Origin of the sequence: Agrobacterium tumefaciens, assembly GCF_013318015.2 — a bacterium.
In the GTDB taxonomy this organism is placed as follows: Bacteria; Pseudomonadota; Alphaproteobacteria; order Rhizobiales; family Rhizobiaceae; genus Agrobacterium; species Agrobacterium tumefaciens.
This window is the reverse complement of record NZ_CP115843.1, coordinates 48,001-63,551: the sequence shown is the minus strand read 5'-3', so window position 1 is coordinate 63,551 and position 15,551 is coordinate 48,001. Positions and strand designations below refer to the sequence as shown.

The window sequence follows — 15,551 nt, the reverse complement described above, 5'->3', positions numbered from 1 at the left end:
CCTTCTTCCTCTCGCTCGTAGGAGCATCTTTTGTAACAGCAACCGCGGACGGACTTTGGTCCCGAAGCCTCCATTGTCGGCGGCTAAAGATCAGGACCGGGCAGAAGACGCCTGCCGGCACCGACGACGCGACGTAGATACCGCGACGGTCGGTAGCGGTCGTCGCCGTACGACGCATGAATTGCTTCGAGTGTCGCAAGTACATGCTGTGCACCGATAGAATCGGCCCATGCGAGCGGTCCACGCGGATAATTGACACCAAGCGTCATGGCGCGGTCGACGTCGAACGGGGTCGCCACGCCGTTAAGCACCGCTTCGGATGCCTCATTGGCGAGCATAGCAACCGTGCGCAGCACGACAAGGCCGGGCGTATCATCGACGACTGTAACCGTCTTGCCCAGGGAGCCGAACAAGCCAGCGGTGGAATGCAGGCAATCGGGATGCGCCTGATCCGCTTTTGCGATGGCAATTCGAGACGCTTTTTCGAAATCGAGCGTCAGATCGTAAAGGACGAGGTCTGAGGGGCCACCCTGGGCCACCCGTTCGGTTGCCGTCCGTCCGTCACTGAAAGCGATTGTAGAACCCTCAATCCGGATATAGCCCTCTCCCCCTCGACGATCGATCTGTATCCCGTTTGCTACTGCAGTCCGGATCAAAGGTTCAAGATGGCCGACTTCGCCTTCAACGATGAGGCTCTTGACCGCCACGCCGCCCTTAATTGAAAGCACCTGCGGCTTTGGCGCATCCGGATTGTAGTCGTAAAAGCCGCGACCTGTCTTGCGGCCGAGCCAGTTTGCGGCGACCAGTTCTTGTTGCGCCAAAGACGGCCGGAACCGAGGGTCACCGAAATAGGCGTCGAACACGGACCTGGTGACGGCGAAGTTAACATCATGGCCGATGAGATCCATCAACTCGAACGGACCCATCCGAAACCCTCCGGCCTCGCGCAGAATGGTATCGATGCTGGCAACATCGGACGCCCTCTCTTCGAGAAGCCTCAATCCCTCAGCGTAGTAGGGGCGAGCGACGCGGTTGACGATGAAGCCGGGCGTGGATGTGGCCCGCACCGGTTCCTTCTTCCAGGCACGCGCAGTCTCAAAAAGCGTATCGAGGACCTGCTTGCTCGACGCCAGACCGGAGACGATCTCCACCAGCTTCATGACCGGAGCCGGATTGAAAAAATGCAGCCCTGCAACGCGCTCCGGATGGTTTAGTCCGGCTGCGATGGCGGTAACGGACAGCGACGATGTATTCGTTGCGAGGATGGAATCGTCCGCAACCACCTCTTCCAGAGAAGCAAACACCGACCGCTTCACATCCAGCTTTTCGACGATTGCTTCCACGACAAGGCGCGCTTCGCGCAAATCGCCAAGCGATGCCGCTACGATGATCCTTTCGGCAACCTCGTTGCGCAGCGATTGTTCGAACTTCCCTTTCTCTACGAGCTTGTCGAGCCCTGCCAACACACCGCTCCGACCCTTGTCCGCCGCACCTTCCTTCGCATCGAACAGGATAACGGTATGCCCCGCCTGTGCGGCGACCTGGGCAATTCCGGCCCCCATCGCACCGGCGCCGATGACAGCGACAACACTGGATTTTGATAGAGCGTTCAAAGCTTTCCGTCCCCTAGAATGATCACGGCCCGGCCATGCGTCTGACCCTTGGCAACGAGGTCTAGAGCCTCCCCGATATGTTCGAAGGCGAATTGTCTGGCGACTCTCGGCCTTACCAAACCTTTACGCCACAGCTCGAAAATTTCGCCTTGGGCCAACGCAAGCCGTTCAGCCGCACGCTTGCGATATTGGCTGACGTCCAATCCTACGACCGCTATGTTCTTCAGAAGGAGATAGTTGACCTTGATGGAGGGTATATCGCCGGCTGCGAACCCCACCACGACGAGACGTCCGGACCATGCGATCGACCGAAGAGCCGCGTTCAGGAATTCGCCGCCAATGGGATCGATCACCAGATCGACACCTTTTCCATCGGTCAGTTCCAGCACCGTGGACCGAAGAGCTTCGCGGACGTCGCTACCAGACACGTCGATCTCAGCATCCGTGCCAGCGGCGTGGAGCGCCTCTCTGTCTTCTGGCGATCGGTATGTGCCGATCACCAGCCCGGCTCCCAACGCCTTGGCTATCTGTACAGTTGCCAGCCCGACCGCTCCACTTGCTCCGCCGACCAGTACAGTGTCGCCAGCCTTGAACTGCCCGCGTTCCACCAGCGCGAAATAGCCTGTCAGATAGGCTCCGCACAAAAGCGCAGCCTGATCGAGAGGAACATCGGCAGGGACCGGATAAAATTCACCAACCCTAGCTTTGGCCTGCTGAGCGAAGGCACCGTTCAACACATAGGCGGTCACCCGATCGCCCGGCTTGTACCCGGCAATTTTCGATCCCACAGCAGATATCCAGCCTGAGAATTCCATACCAGGGGTGAAAGGTGTAGGTGGAATGTTCTGATATCGGCCAGAGACGACGAGTGTATCGACGAAGCCAACCGCCGCCGCCGCGACATCGACAATGATCTCATCGTCCTCTGGAAGAAGGCCGGCGACGTCCTCGATTTTTGCCGAACCGGTGTTACCAGTTTCGTGAATCCGGTAGCTTAGCATCGATCCTCCTCGACTTCTTTTCATTTCGTTACGCGCTTATGCGTCAGTGAAGTTTGGCGTCCGTTTTTCGATGAAGGCGGTGATGCCTTCCTGCGCGTCCTTTGACTGGAAGGCGAGGGTTGAGATCTCGGCTTCGATCTTCAACCCGTCTTGCAATGTGGTCGACAGAGCACGCTGGACGGCCTCCCGCGCATAACCGAGGGCAACCAGGCTGAATTTGGAAAACTCACGGGCGAAGGCAAAGGCTTCCGCCAGGCGGTTGTCCTCGCTGACGAGACGATGGATGAGACCGATGGCCTGCGCCTCTTCCGCGCGAACGGTTCGCCCGGTCATGATCATCTCCAACGCTCTCGCCTCGCCGACGATGCGCGGTAGACGCTGCGTGCCGCCGTAGCCGGGCATCAGGCCGAGCTTGATTTCCGGAAGTGCAACGGCTGCGCGCGGCGTCGCCAGCCGGAAGGTGGAGGCGAGCGCGAGTTCGAGGCCACCGCCGAAGGCATAACCGTTGATCAGCGCAACCGAGGGAACACGCAGTTGGTCAAGCTTGGCAAAAGTCGACTGGCCGCGCTCGGCCTTGCGCTTCTTCGAGATGAGATCGATACCGACCATCTCCTTGACGTCAGCGCCCGCGCAGAAGGCCTTTTCACCCGCTCCCGTAATGATGAGCGCACGCACATCCATCCGCTCGACCGCGTCGATAGCATCCGATATCTCGCCGATCGTCTGGGCGTTCAGCGCGTTCAGCGCGTCCGGGCGGTTGAGTGTGAGAACCGCAAACTCTTCCTGTTGTGTCAATTCGACGGCCATGGGATCCTCACTATGTCCTTCTTCAGTCCGCAGCCTTGAGCAGTTCGCGCGCGATGACGAGTTGCTGGATCTGGGTGGTGCCTTCAAAGATGCGGAAAAGCCGTACGTCGCGATAAAAACGTTCCACGGGATATTCCGCCATGTAGCCCGCGCCGCCGAAAATCTGTACGGCTCGATCGGCAACACGACCGACCATTTCGGACGCGAACATTTTCGCGCAAGCCGCAACCTTGGTGGTGTTTTCCCCACGGTCGCGACGGGCGGCCGCGTCAAGGATCATACAACGCGCCGCATAGGTGTCGGCCTCACTGTCGGCCAGCATCGCCTGAACGAGCTGAAACGCTGCGATCGGCTGACCGAACTGCTTGCGGTCCTTCGCGTAGGCGACCGATTCCTTAATGAGCCGGTCAGCGATACCGACACAAAGAGCGGCGATATGCAGACGCCCCTTGTCGAGAACCTTCATGGCCGTGCGGAAGCCGTTTCCCTCCTCGTTGCCAAGAAGCGCGCTCGCGGGAACGCGGCAATCCTCGAACACCACATCGCATGTCAGCGCACCACGCTGCCCCATCTTCTTGTCCGGAAGACCAAGCTTTATACCCGGAGTGCCTGCCTCTACGAGGAAGCAGGAGATAGAATTCGACTTCCGCTCGGGTGCGGTGCGGGCCATTACGCTGAACAGGCCGGCGCTCGGAGCATTGGTGATGTAACGCTTGGTGCCGTTCAGGACGTAGTGATCACCGTCCTTGCGCGCCGAAGTTCGCAGCGCCATCGCATCGGAACCGGCGTCCGGTTCGGTCAATGCAAACGAACCGATGAGATCGCCCGATGCCAGGGCCGGAAGATACTTCTGCTTCTGCTCTAGGGTGCCGGCAATAACGATCGACTGCGAACCGATGCCGATATTGGTGCCTGCGACGGACCGGAAAGCAGGAGACGCCCTTCCGAGCTCAAAGACAACCTGGACCTCTTCTTCCATCGACAGTTCGAGCCCGCCGTGCTCTTCCGCGATCGACAGCCCGAAGAGCCCAAGTTCCTTCATTTCCGCAATAACATCCGCGGGAATGGCGTTGGTCTCAACGACTTCCACTTCCCGAGGGATGAGCCGCTCGGTGACAAAGCGGCTGACAGTCTCCAGGAGCATGTTAAATGTATCGGTGTCCAGAGCCATGACTTGTAATCCTCACTAGGCGCGCTTCAATCCGCCGACGATAATCGAGTAATAGTCTTCCGCGACCTGGGCGGCAGAACGCTCGCCGCCAGGCTTAAACCATCGGGCCATCCAGTTAAGCATTGACAGGATGGCGCGGCTCGCATCGACCGGATCAACATCCTTAATTTGCTCCTGCTTCACTCCCTCGCGAATGATCTCGCGAAGCAGGCTCTCGTATTCATCTCGCAGGGCCAAAGCTTCCTGCTTCAAGGTCGGCGTTGCCATACCTCCGTAACCGATCAGCATGGTTACGAAACTCCAGAAATTCTCTTCGAAGTAGTTTGCATGCGAAGTCATGAAGAGCCTGAGGCGATCGAGAGATGCGTTATCGTTGTTCACCGCATCCGATACCTGATCTTTAAGCCCCCTCAGAGCGCGTACAATTATAGCGTCATAGATGTCCTGCTTGGCAGGGAAGTAATGAAATACGGCAGCCTTCGACATGCCGACGGTTGTAGCGATTTCGCTGATAGAACTGGCGTCGAAGCCCTTCTGGGCGAACAGTACAGCGGCCCCATCGAGAATCCGCTCATAAGCATTTTCGAGAACCGGAGGCCGTCCCTGACGGCGTGGGGTCTGCATAGGGGCCACCTTCCTTTCAAGCGATCAAACTTGTTGGACCTATTGTTGACGAGGAGCCAAACATAAGTCAATATAATTCGACCGTACGTCCGGTAAATAATTGGTGCAACATTTGTTAGACAGGTGCCGCATCAACATTCGGGAGAAAGTTAATGTCTGTGAAAGTCGGATTTATAGGTGCGGGTGCTATGGGAGGGCCGATGGCCCTAAGGCTCGCCCGCAACAAATTTGATCTCATCGTTTGCGATGTCAGCGAAAAAGCATTGAGTCCGTTTGGAGAGCTCGGTGTTCGGACGACCCAAAATCCGGCTGATTGCGGTAACTGTGATGTCATCATGCTTATGGTTGCGAACTATGACCAGATTCGCCAGGTTGTTCTGGGGCCGTCGGGTATCGTGACAAACAAGCCCAAGGACAAGACGCAATATTTGATCGTGATGGGAACCGTCCTGCCAGCGGCCATTCGTGAGTTCGCGAACGAGGTCGAGCAATATGGCATCAAACTGATCGATTCTCCGGTGAGTGGCGGGGTGGTCAAAGCTGTAGAGGGCACGCTCACGATCATTCTTGGCGGAGACCGCGCGGATTGCGATGCCGTTAAGGACGTTCTGAGCGTCGTCGGCGAGCAATTTTTTTATTGCGGGCCGGTAGGATCCGCCCAGATCACCAAGATCGTCAACAACGTTATTTGCATCGCCAACATGATGATCTCCGCGGAGGCCTATCGTATCGGCCTCGATAACGGGCTCTCGCTCAAAGACATGATCCCGGTGATGGAAGCGGGAACCGGCCGAAATTTCTTTACGGAAAATGTCGAGGATGCTCCGAAAGCATACGGAGCATGGGCGCCGACGCGGAAGGACTTCGACTCCATCCAGTCAATCATCCACAAGGATATCGGCCTCGGCCTCAAGATCGGAAGCGGCTCCGGAAAGCTGCCGATGACCGAAGCCTTGTACGATGTGCTATCCAACGTCGGAGACGACAGCTTCAAGACATGGCGAAGAGTGATCGAAACCTTGGAAAGCCCGCGAAAGGGTTGATGTCGGGTAGATGCACCGCAGGTCCAAACTGGATCCACAAAACATGAGCTGTCGAAATGAAGACGCCGGAACCGCTCGCGGCGTCCTCGCACAACCCTGAACCAGTCGCCGAATATTCTGGAACCGTTTCCGAAAGTCTGCCGACATAGTCAAAGCCATTAAAGCACCGTGCGCCGGAAATGGCGCACGGTGCTTTAACTTTCTGACCTACGCATAAGGTCGAAGGATAGTAGTGTATCCGTAAGGATACGAGGAGCGCGCGCTAGGCGGTCAGAAGTACTGTAGTTTCCGGGAATACCAGCCTTGCTTCGGTCTTTGCCTCAAGCTCCTCACGACTGACGCCTGGCGCGAGCTCGCAGACGACCAACCCGTCTTCCGAGACATCCAGCACAGCCAGATCCGTGATTATACGGCTGACCACCGATTTTCCGGTGAGAGGCAGCGAGCACTGCTTAAGGAGCTTGAAGCTCCCGTCCTTGGCCACGTGCTCCATGAGAACGATAACGCGGCCGACACCCCCGACAAGGTCCATGGCGCCGCCCATGCCCTTGACCATCTTTCCCGGGATCATCCAATTGGCCAGATCGCCTTTCTCGCTAACCTGCATACCACCGAGGATGCTGAGGTTCATATGGCCACCGCGGATCATCGCGAAAGACATTGACGAAGAGCATATAGACCCACCCGGGACAATCGTTATCGTTTGCTTCGCGGCATCGATCAGATCCGGATCGACCTCGTCTTCGTATGGAGGGGGGCCGATACCAATCAGGCCGTTCTCCGACTGGAGCCAGACCTGCATGCCATCGGGAACGTATTTGGTCACCTTCGTCGGTAAGCCGATTCCGAGGTTGACGTAGTATCCGTCACGCAGTTCCTGTGCTGCTTTGGCAGCCATTTGTTCGTGTGTCCAAGCCATCGTCCCCTCCTTACGCTGCCCTGCTTCGGAAACTCAATCGCTCGATCCGCTTTTCGGGATTCGGTACGACGATGATTCGGTCGATGAAGATGCCCGGCAGGTGTACGTCGTCCGGATCAATCTCCCCGAGCTCGACAAATTCCTCAACCTCTGCGACCGTAAATTTCCCCGCCATGGCAACCTCGGGATTAAAGTTGCGGGCCGTCTTGGAGAACATCAGGTTCCCGGCTGGATCCGCCTTCTGTGCCTTCACCAGCGAAACATCAGGCGAAAGGGCATGCTCGAGCACGTAGGTGTTGCCTGAAAACTCGCGTGTTTCCTTACCTTCTGCGACAACCGTACCGACGCCAGTACGCGTGTAGAACGCTGGAATTCCAGATCCGCCAGCCCGCAGGCGCTCAGCGAGCGTCCCCTGTGGGTTGAACTCCAGCTCCAGTTCTCCTGCTAGGTACTGACGCTCAAATTCCTTGTTTTCTCCGACATAAGACGCGATCATCTTATTAATCTGACGCGTCTGCAGCAACAAACCGAGCCCGAAATCATCGACTCCGGCATTGTTGCTGATACAGGTAAGGTTCTTGGCACCCGTCGCCTTGAGCGCGTCGATCAATGCGGAAGGTATTCCGCAAAGTCCAAATCCTCCCACAGCAATAGTTTGTGCATCTCGAACAATGTCACTCAAGACATTCTCGGCATCATCGAAAAGCTTTTTCATCTCCACCCTGACACGAATATGAGTATGCAGTCGGCCCTGCGGTTTCTCAGTTAGTTGCAGGAAAAAGCTATGAGGCAACTAGCGTCAGCACAATGGAGAGATTGGCACACTGATTGTGCGCTGAGGCACATTTGACTCAGTTCGAGTTCCGGTGGAAACGCCGTGTGTCCGCCTCAATGAGTTGCCTGATGTAGTCCCAGACGATACGCACCCTGCGAATTTTCAATAGATCTTCAGGCGCGGCGATCCAGATACCTCTGGTCATCAACGCGTTGTCAGGAAAGACGCAAACGAGATCAGGCCGCTGTTCCGCAACATACGGCGTCAGCAGCACCAACCCCAATCCGGCAACTGCCGCGGCTCTTTGGGCAAGTACACTCGTCGTGGTGAAACATCTCTGAGGCTCGGGATCCAGTTCTTCCAGAATGCGATAGCGTTCGCTTACTGAGCCATCGTGAATGTAGTCTATAAAGCGATGTTTCTTGACATCCGCCAGATTATTGATCGGGCCGTTTCTCTCGATATAGCTTCTGGACCCATAGAGATAATATTTTATCGTGGCGAGTTTGGAGATCGTGTAGCGCCCGACCTGCGGCGGCTCAAGCGTCACGAGTATCTCAACCTCTCTTGTGACGAGGCTGGGAAATTGAGGCTGCGCCATGAGTTGAATCTGGAGGTCAGGATACCTCGTGTTAAGCTCGGTTAACTGGGGTGCCAGCACGTTGATACCAAAAGCCTCCGGCGTTCCCACTCGAACGGCCCCCTGAATTCGGGCCTCACTCATCACCGACCTGTCGACGGCCTCATGTAGAGCCGTTTCCATCTTCTCGGCGTAGGGAATGAGTGCTTCGCCCGCTTCCGTCAGCGTGTATCCGCTGCGCCTGCGGTCGAAAAGAACGAGCCCCAACGTTGCCTCGAGTCGATCCATGCGCCTGGAAACGGTTGTGTGCTCAATGCCCATCCGTTCACCGGTTGACGAAATTGTGCCCAGCCTCGCAATGGCTAAAAAAATTCGAAGATCGTTCCAGTCAGGTGTGTCTTTCATTCAACCATTGTGCATCGGCGCACAACCAGAGTGCAAGTGCCTTGATTGGCGAGTGCCAACGATCCGGTTAGTTTTACAAACGGAGGCTGATCGATCATCAACATCATTCGATAACTTTGTCGCGATGACTGCTCGGTCCGGGAGATTATAATTGGTGGCCTCTGTGCCACGGGAGGAAACTTGTTGTCTTTACTTGTTGTGCTGGCATCGCTGGCGTTTCTGATTACTGCTGCTTATCGTGGGCATAGCGTAATTCTTGCTGCTCCTGTCGCTGCCATGGCGGCGGTATTGCTGACTGACAGCGCCGCTGTCGCACCGATTTTTTCGGGCGTCTTCATGGACAAGATGGTCGGCTTTCTAAAACTCTATTTTCCGGTGTTCATGCTGGGTGCGATTTTTGGAAAGCTGATTGAGCTATCCGGCTTCGCAGAATCGATCGTTGCTTCTGCCATACGCTATCTTGGGAGGTCGCGGGCAAATTTCGTAATCGTCGCCGTCTGCGGCCTGCTGACTTACGGTGGCGTCTCCGTATTCGTCGTGGTATTTGCAGTCTACCCATTTGCGGCGGAACTCTATCGTCAAGGCGATATTCCGAAGCGGCTCATGCCGGGCGCGATAGCCCTTGGCGCATTCTCTTTCACCATGGATGCTATGCCCGGCAGCCCGCAGATTCAAAACATCATTCCCACGAGCTTCTTCAAAACCACAGCATGGTCCGCGCCGACGCTTGGGATCGTCGGTTCCATCTTCCTACTCTGCGTCGGCCTCACCTATCTTGAGTGGAGACGGCATGTTGCCGCCGTCGACGGCGAAGGTTATGGCGAAGGCCATATAAACGAAGCTCAGCATGAAGAGCGAACTAACCTACCGTCGCCGATGCTATCGCTTCTTTCTTTGGTCGTTGTTGGTGTCGCCAACTTTTGGCTCACAAGAAACATTCCCATCTGGTATGGAGATAGCTTCAGCGCCTCTCTTCCGGGCCTTTCGGCTCCTGTTTCCGGCAGCATCGTCAGCGTGACGGCTATCTGGGCCGTCCAAGGCGCCTTGCTTTTGGGAATTCTGTTCGTCGTCCTCACCGCATTCAAGGCCATCAAGACAAAGTTTGTGGATGGCGCCAAGGTGGCAATTGGTGGGGCACTGCTTGCCGCTATGAACACGGCTTCCGAATACGGCTTTGGTGCGGTCATCGCGGCTTTGCCGGGCTTCATCGTGGTTCGAGAATCCCTGCGACTGATACCGGACCCGCTGCTTAATGCTGCAACGTCTGTGACAGTCCTGTCTGGACTGACCGGCTCGTCTTCAGGGGGCATGAGTATCGCCTTGGCGGCTATGGGAAATGATTTTCTTGCGGCGGCGACGGCGGCGAACATTCCTCCCGAGGTGCTTCATCGTGTCGTCTCAATGGCAAGCGGCGGGATGGATACTCTACCACATAATGGTGCGGTGATCACCTTGCTTGCTGTTACGGGCCTCACCCATCGCCAAGCCTACAAGGACGTGTTTGCGATCACCTTGATCAAAACACTGGGTGCCCTCTTCGTTATCGCAGTTTTTTATCTGACCGGGTTTGTCTGATTGAAAGATTGATCTGGCAGGCGGAACACCAACACTGAAATGGATTGACCAAATGGATGACTGGAAAAGCAAATACAAGAAACTCAAGCTGGAGATGCTGTCCGATGGCATCTTGAAGATTGAGTTCAGCAATCCGGCATCGTTGAATGCGATCGATCGCGAAACGCATTCTGAAATCACCTACATTTGGCGTGACATCGACCAGGCACCGGAAGTGCGCGCCATCGTTGTGACCGGTGAAGGCCGCGCATTTTCCGCCGGAGGCGACTTCGGGTGGATCGAGACCATGACCCAAGATCATTCGGTCCGTGCCAATTCATGGCGTGAGGCGAAGGATCTCGTCTACAATATTATCAACTGCAGCAAGCCAGTCATTTCGGCCATCAATGGACCAGCGGCAGGAGCTGGCTTGGTTGTCGCCCTTTTGGCGGATATTTCCGTGGCATCGAAAACCGCAAAGTTGGTGGATGGCCATACCCGTCTGGGTGTAGCCGCCGGTGATGCAGCCGCTATCATCTGGCCCTTGCTCTGCGGAATGGCCAAGGCGAAGTTCTATCTTCTGACATGCCGTCCGATCACCGGAGAAGAGGCGGAGCGTATCGGCTTGGTTTCGGTCGCCTGCGATCCCGAAGCCGTGTGGCAGACCGCCTTTGACATCGCTCAGGAGCTTGCAAACGGCGCCGCCGAAGCGATTGGCTGGACGAAATATGCCCTGAACAACTGGTTGAGAAGCGCGGGGCCGATTTTCGACGCGTCCACCGCCCTGGAGTTTCTTGGTTTCGCGGGACGGGAGGTTCGCGAGGGCGTCGCGTCCTATAGGGAGAAACGCGCACCCGACTTCAATCAATTCAAGTAGCGAGTCGATTTCGTAAGTCAGCTTTGCAGCTGACTGGGCTAACGTCTTTGAGGAGACCGAAGGCCCACGCGGTTCAACTTTCAAGGTGAATATGACACTTTGAGCGTAAGCCCGTCGTCTAATAGCGAGATTTGCAAGCGCATTTAGATATGAGAGGCTGTTTGCCGAGAGCATGGTCGTCTACGCGGTCGACATGGGTTGACTGGTAGTGCTCCTCGGCGAAGACAAACAGACAGTCGCTGACGTTCAGCTCTTATGGCTCCGATGAACCGGGCGACAGTTTTTGCGGTGACATCGGGGATGCATTGCTGATGAAGCTGTCAGTCGATCTATGGCCCTCACTCGCGTAACGGCAGCCCTGCGTCGATTGTCATCCGATCTGCTATCGGCTGCGGCGAAGCGCCATAGGATAATTTTCAAGTGCGGCGTGCTTTCCTTGAGGGGCTGAGCTGCGATGGACATTCATCGACGCGCGCATATCCTCAACATTGGCCGCTAATTGCTGCATCACTGGGAAACGGAAAGTTCCTTTGACCGAGCAGTCGCGGCGCATATGGCGTCGGAAACGGACTTTGGCCAGGCACCAGCATGCATCAACACACTTAAAGCCCGTTCGGTTGTCCCTCCCGGGCTGGTGACATTTTTTCTCAACTGCGCTGCATCGACGTCTGAACCCGCCAATAGGGCTCCTGATCCAGCAACAGTCGCTCGAGCCATTCGTTCAGCAATTGCGTTTGGGATCCCCTGATCTACCGCTGCGGCCTGAAGCATTTCCACAAGAAGATATACATACGCTGGCCCACCGCCTGAAATCGCTGTCGCTGGATCCAGAAGAGTCTCATCCTCAACCCAAGCGACTTCACCCACCGCTTCCAACAAATCGTTGAAAAGGTGCTTGTGTTCCTCGGCAATGCCGCTCCCGGCAAAAGCGACGGTGAAACCCTGTCGGATTGCGGCTGGCGAATTTGGCATCGCACGCACGACGCAGGTATTCTCGCCTAGTGCTTCGACTAGACTTTGCGTTGTGAAACCTGCCATGATTGACAGGAAGACAGTCCCCGCGACAGCGTAGCGCCGATATTCGGTTAAGATTTGGGTCGCTACTTGGGGTTTAACGGCGAAAACGACAACAGAAGGGGAAAAGGAGGTTGGGATTTCTGTCATGTTCCTGCACACTAGGACTCGATTGTCCGTGAAGCCCACCTGATGTGGCCGAGGTGCAACGACAACAACCTTCTCAACGCCGCGATCGAGCCAACCCGACAGCATGGCGCCTCCCATATTTCCGCATCCGATGAGCAAGATTCGGGGAAGTTGATTAGCCATAAGCCTGATATCTCTTTCAGTGCGGAGGGAGGAGTGCAGTGCACCGGTGGGGGTTATGTAACGCGTTTTGCGAAATCTGACCAGACGCTCCGCCAGTTGAAGTGAAGCGTCATAGTCTACTTCAGACATCAGCAATACTAAGAAGGTGGCGTATCACAAGATGGGTCAAACCAAAGTCAGTAACCTGCGAAACCGGTTTGTGGGGCTTGCGCGGCCAGTTGTCTTCCATGGCACGGCCGACCGTCACTAGCATTACCGGGGCCTCGGTCGCCGATAGACTGAATGCGGATGCGACCGAAGCGGAATCAAATCCGATCATCGGGCACGAGGCCAGTTCCATGCCTTCTGCAACCAGCATCAGTTTCGTCGCGGCCATGCGGCTGAACGGATCTCCTCCTCGCGACCAAACCCGTGGTTATCCCTGCACATGCTCTTTGCAGGTCCAATCGAATCATCGAATGTTTTCCGCGGGAGAATATCCGCTTCGACAGAAGGAATTTAATGAACCGGTTCACCTACCTTCCTACAGACAGGACTCCAACGTGCCCCTTTCAAGATGCTGTTGTCGGCTAGGGACATTCGCATCGATAAGTGAACCGACCGACCGTTTCGGGGTGCGGCAGTATGACTCTTGCAGATGCGGTTCCGTTGGGCGGAAGCGCTTGCTATCGCAAGGCAAGATCGATCTGCACGGAATTGAGCAGCGGTGGGAGGCAGACGGCTCAAAGCGGGACGCCCTCCCCGAGAAGGTAGGATTTATCGGCTTGGGTGTCATGGGAAAGCCGATGGCACTCAACGTGACAAAGGCCGGGGCTAAAGTTGCTTCAACTGTGGAAGATTTATTCGCTGAGTGCAGGATCGTCATAATTATGCTGTTCAACGAGAACGCACTGACGAAGCGTTGGCGAGAAATACGTCTCGGTTCCAGCAGTTGTTTGGGAACCACCTTGTTTTTGCCGATCAAAAAACATCAATTTGCACGGGAAGTCTTAATCGACGGATCAAAGCAGAACGCGCTACCTGCGAAGTTGGAGAATGAAATGGCCTATGTTATTCAGATTACCGCGACGGGCGGAGCTGAGGTGCTCACATATAAGGAGACCGATATCGGTCCTCCAGGTGAAAATGAATTGCGCATCAAGCAAACCTGCTGCGGTGTCAATTTCATTGACACGTATTTCCGGTCGGGCTTGTACCCGGTGGAATTGCCCTTCACTCCAGGCCAAGAGGCTGTAGGAGTGGTCACCTCCATCGGGCCGGGAATCGCCGATTTTAAAGTTGGGGACAGGGTCGCTTACACTGGTAAAGGAGGCGGTTACGCTTCAGAGCGAAATGTTCCAGGCGCTGCCGCCTTCAAGGTTCCTGATTGGGTCAGCGACGAGGCTGCAGCTGCGCTGACGATGAAGGGTCTTACCGCTCAGATGCTGATCCGCCAGACGTTTAGAGTAGAGCCCGGTATGACTGTCCTTGTTCATGCGGCGGCTGGAGGTATGGGCACAATATTAGCGCAATGGGCTTCGCACCTTGGCGCCAGAGTGATTGGTACCGTAGGATCTGATGAGAAAATCCGTATGGCACGGAAAAATGGCTGTAAGGACGTGATCGTCTACTCACGGGAAGATTTTGCTGAAAGGGTTCTTGACATAACAGCAGGTAAGCTCTGCGACGTCGTCTATGACGGCGTCGGCAAGACGACGGCCATCGGCTCACTGGACTCGCTTAAACCTATGGGCATGTTTGTTAGCTACGGAAATGCCTCGGGCCCCGTGGAACCCTTTGCGATGCTTGAGCTGGCGAAACGCGGCTCTTTGTTCGCAACCCGGCCTATGATGCCGCACTATGCGTCAACCCGAGAGAGGCTGGTCTCCATGATTGGTGAATTTTATGAAGCCTTGAGAGACGGGGTTGTCAAGGCTCCCAATGTTGAAAGCTTTACTCTGGAGAATGCCGCCGACGCTCACCGTAGCCTGGAAGGGCGGCACACGACCGGCTCTGTCGTTCTGGTACCCTGATCAAACACTACGGCCGACTACAACGCGGTCGGCCGTCAATCCAAAAGGGCAGCTCTAGCTAAGTCCTACCCCAATTCACGCAACTAGAGCACGTCCATTGAACGCGGAATCGGAATTGATGTGACATGCTCGGCTTACCGTGATTCCCTGCCTTCGAATCAAGAGGCAGGAACGTCACGAGCATTGAGCGATGATCTTGGCATTCGAGTTCCGGCTGCGTCCCTAAAAAGCAGGAACCGTTCATCCCTCACCTCGGTCCTGAACGGATGCCCCTCCTCCTCGCGCCAGCCGGGCAAAAGCCTGTCGATGCCAGCGGGATCGACAACCGCGCCCGACAGGATGTGCGCGCCGACTTCCGCGCCCTTTTCCAGAACGACCACCGAGAGATCCGGATGGACCTGCTTCAGCCGGATCGCCGCAGATAACCCGGCAGGACCAGCCCCCACGATCACAACGTCGAACTCCATTGCCTCTCGTTCAGGCAGATCCTGGATGCTTTCCACATCCATTTCAGACACGTTCCAGCGCGATGGTGATGCCCTGGCTGACGCCGATGCACATCGTGGCAAGCGCCTCCAATGGATCGCAAGAGCGAAGGCGGCGAAGGAAGGCTTCGGCAAAGGCCCTGCCGCCGCCAAGCATCCGTTCATCAAACGCCTTTCGCGACTGCTGGACGAACGCGGCGTGCTGACGCGTACGATGGGAACGATACAGCTGGTTCCTCCGCTGATCGCGTCGGAAGCCGATCTGGTGCGAGTGATCGCTGCAATAGACGAAAGTCTCGGCATCGCCGAATCTGAACAGCTTTATCAACTCTGAGGCCGCGTTCACTCACCGATGACCC

General features: G+C 56.1%; 15 protein-coding genes and 1 pseudogene. 5 read left to right on the top strand and 11 right to left on the bottom strand.

Translation table 11 applies throughout. The features are described from left to right. Window positions 1–83: 83 nt before the first annotated feature. The 5 genes from paaH to G6L97_RS23465 are packed head-to-tail and all read right to left on the bottom strand — an operon-like array spanning window position 84 to window position 5,216. Window positions 84–1,613: a 3-hydroxyacyl-CoA dehydrogenase PaaH gene (paaH, locus tag G6L97_RS23485; RefSeq protein WP_174004766.1), complete on the bottom strand. Its 1,530-nt coding sequence runs from the start codon at window positions 1,611–1,613 to the stop codon at window positions 84–86. After that, a complete protein-coding gene (locus G6L97_RS23480) occupies window positions 1,610–2,614 on the bottom strand; it encodes an NADPH:quinone oxidoreductase family protein (protein ID WP_174004768.1) in 1,005 nt (334 codons plus the stop codon). Before G6L97_RS23480 ends, paaH begins: the two co-directional genes overlap by 4 nt. A 36-nt stretch (window positions 2,615–2,650) precedes the next feature. Further along, window positions 2,651–3,421 carry an enoyl-CoA hydratase/isomerase family protein gene (locus tag G6L97_RS23475; RefSeq protein ID WP_272438514.1) on the bottom strand — a complete coding sequence of 257 codons (771 nt, stop codon included), beginning with the start codon at window positions 3,419–3,421 and terminating at the stop codon, window positions 2,651–2,653. A 22-nt stretch (window positions 3,422–3,443) separates the two neighbouring features. Then, the gene (locus tag G6L97_RS23470; protein ID WP_272438513.1) at window positions 3,444–4,592 is read right to left on the bottom strand and encodes an acyl-CoA dehydrogenase family protein; all 1,149 of its coding nucleotides are present in this window, start codon (window positions 4,590–4,592) and stop codon (window positions 3,444–3,446) included. Between the two features lie 15 nt (window positions 4,593–4,607). Next, the gene (locus G6L97_RS23465) at window positions 4,608–5,216 is read right to left on the bottom strand and encodes a TetR/AcrR family transcriptional regulator (protein WP_174003940.1); all 609 of its coding nucleotides are present in this window, start codon (window positions 5,214–5,216) and stop codon (window positions 4,608–4,610) included. Between the two features lie 152 nt (window positions 5,217–5,368). Between G6L97_RS23465 and G6L97_RS23460 the strand changes: the two genes are divergently transcribed. Continuing rightward, the gene (locus G6L97_RS23460; protein WP_174003938.1) at window positions 5,369–6,259 is read left to right on the top strand and encodes an NAD(P)-dependent oxidoreductase; all 891 of its coding nucleotides are present in this window, start codon (window positions 5,369–5,371) and stop codon (window positions 6,257–6,259) included. 262 nt (window positions 6,260–6,521) lie between these two features. Here the strand turns inward: G6L97_RS23460 and G6L97_RS23455 are convergent, their stop codons facing one another. The 3 genes from G6L97_RS23455 to G6L97_RS23445 all read right to left on the bottom strand — a co-directional run bounded on the left by G6L97_RS23455 (window position 6,522) and on the right by G6L97_RS23445 (window position 8,938). After that, window positions 6,522–7,178: a CoA transferase subunit B gene (locus G6L97_RS23455; protein ID WP_174003936.1), complete on the bottom strand. Its 657-nt coding sequence runs from the start codon at window positions 7,176–7,178 to the stop codon at window positions 6,522–6,524. A 10-nt stretch (window positions 7,179–7,188) separates the two neighbouring features. Beyond that, window positions 7,189–7,893 (bottom strand): CoA transferase subunit A, encoded by a 705-nt coding sequence (locus G6L97_RS23450; RefSeq protein ID WP_174003934.1) that lies wholly within the window; start codon window positions 7,891–7,893, stop codon window positions 7,189–7,191. Window positions 7,894–8,029: 136 nt separating this feature from the next. Continuing rightward, window positions 8,030–8,938 (bottom strand): LysR family transcriptional regulator, encoded by a 909-nt coding sequence (locus tag G6L97_RS23445; RefSeq protein ID WP_174003932.1) that lies wholly within the window; start codon window positions 8,936–8,938, stop codon window positions 8,030–8,032. A gap of 183 nt (window positions 8,939–9,121) precedes the next feature. On the opposite strand from G6L97_RS23445, the gene G6L97_RS23440 reads away from it, so the two are divergent. Next, window positions 9,122–10,513, top strand: a complete 1,392-nt coding sequence (locus G6L97_RS23440) for a GntP family permease (protein WP_174003929.1) — start codon at window positions 9,122–9,124, stop codon at window positions 10,511–10,513. 52 nt (window positions 10,514–10,565) lie between these two features. After that, on the top strand, window positions 10,566–11,369 hold the full coding sequence (locus tag G6L97_RS23435) for an enoyl-CoA hydratase/isomerase family protein (protein ID WP_174003927.1): 804 nt from the start codon (window positions 10,566–10,568) through the stop codon (window positions 11,367–11,369). A 507-nt stretch (window positions 11,370–11,876) separates the two neighbouring features. Here the strand turns inward: G6L97_RS23435 and proC are convergent. Both proC and G6L97_RS23425 read right to left on the bottom strand, forming a co-directional pair. After that, the gene (proC, locus tag G6L97_RS23430) at window positions 11,877–12,824 is read right to left on the bottom strand and encodes a pyrroline-5-carboxylate reductase (RefSeq protein ID WP_236773655.1); all 948 of its coding nucleotides are present in this window, start codon (window positions 12,822–12,824) and stop codon (window positions 11,877–11,879) included. Further along, window positions 12,817–13,071 (bottom strand): nitroreductase family protein, encoded by a 255-nt coding sequence (locus G6L97_RS23425; protein WP_211390041.1) that lies wholly within the window; start codon window positions 13,069–13,071, stop codon window positions 12,817–12,819. Before G6L97_RS23425 ends, proC begins: the two co-directional genes overlap by 8 nt. Between G6L97_RS23425 and G6L97_RS28165 the strand changes: the two genes are divergently transcribed. Beyond that, complete coding sequence (locus tag G6L97_RS28165) at window positions 13,034–14,707, top strand: zinc-binding dehydrogenase (RefSeq protein WP_323131706.1); 1,674 nt, start codon at window positions 13,034–13,036, stop codon at window positions 14,705–14,707. The two genes, G6L97_RS23425 and G6L97_RS28165, sit on opposite strands and share 38 nt — an antisense overlap. Before the next feature lie 197 nt (window positions 14,708–14,904). Here G6L97_RS28165 and G6L97_RS23415 read toward each other — a convergent pair. After that, window positions 14,905–15,216 (bottom strand): annotated as a pseudogene (locus tag G6L97_RS23415) (FAD-dependent oxidoreductase); the annotation flags it as partial. Between G6L97_RS23415 and G6L97_RS23410 the strand changes: the two are divergent. Beyond that, window positions 15,200–15,526: a hypothetical protein gene (locus G6L97_RS23410; protein WP_174003923.1), complete on the top strand. Its 327-nt coding sequence runs from the start codon at window positions 15,200–15,202 to the stop codon at window positions 15,524–15,526. The pseudogene G6L97_RS23415 and the gene G6L97_RS23410 sit on opposite strands and share 17 nt — an antisense overlap. Window positions 15,527–15,551: the final 25 nt, after the last annotated feature.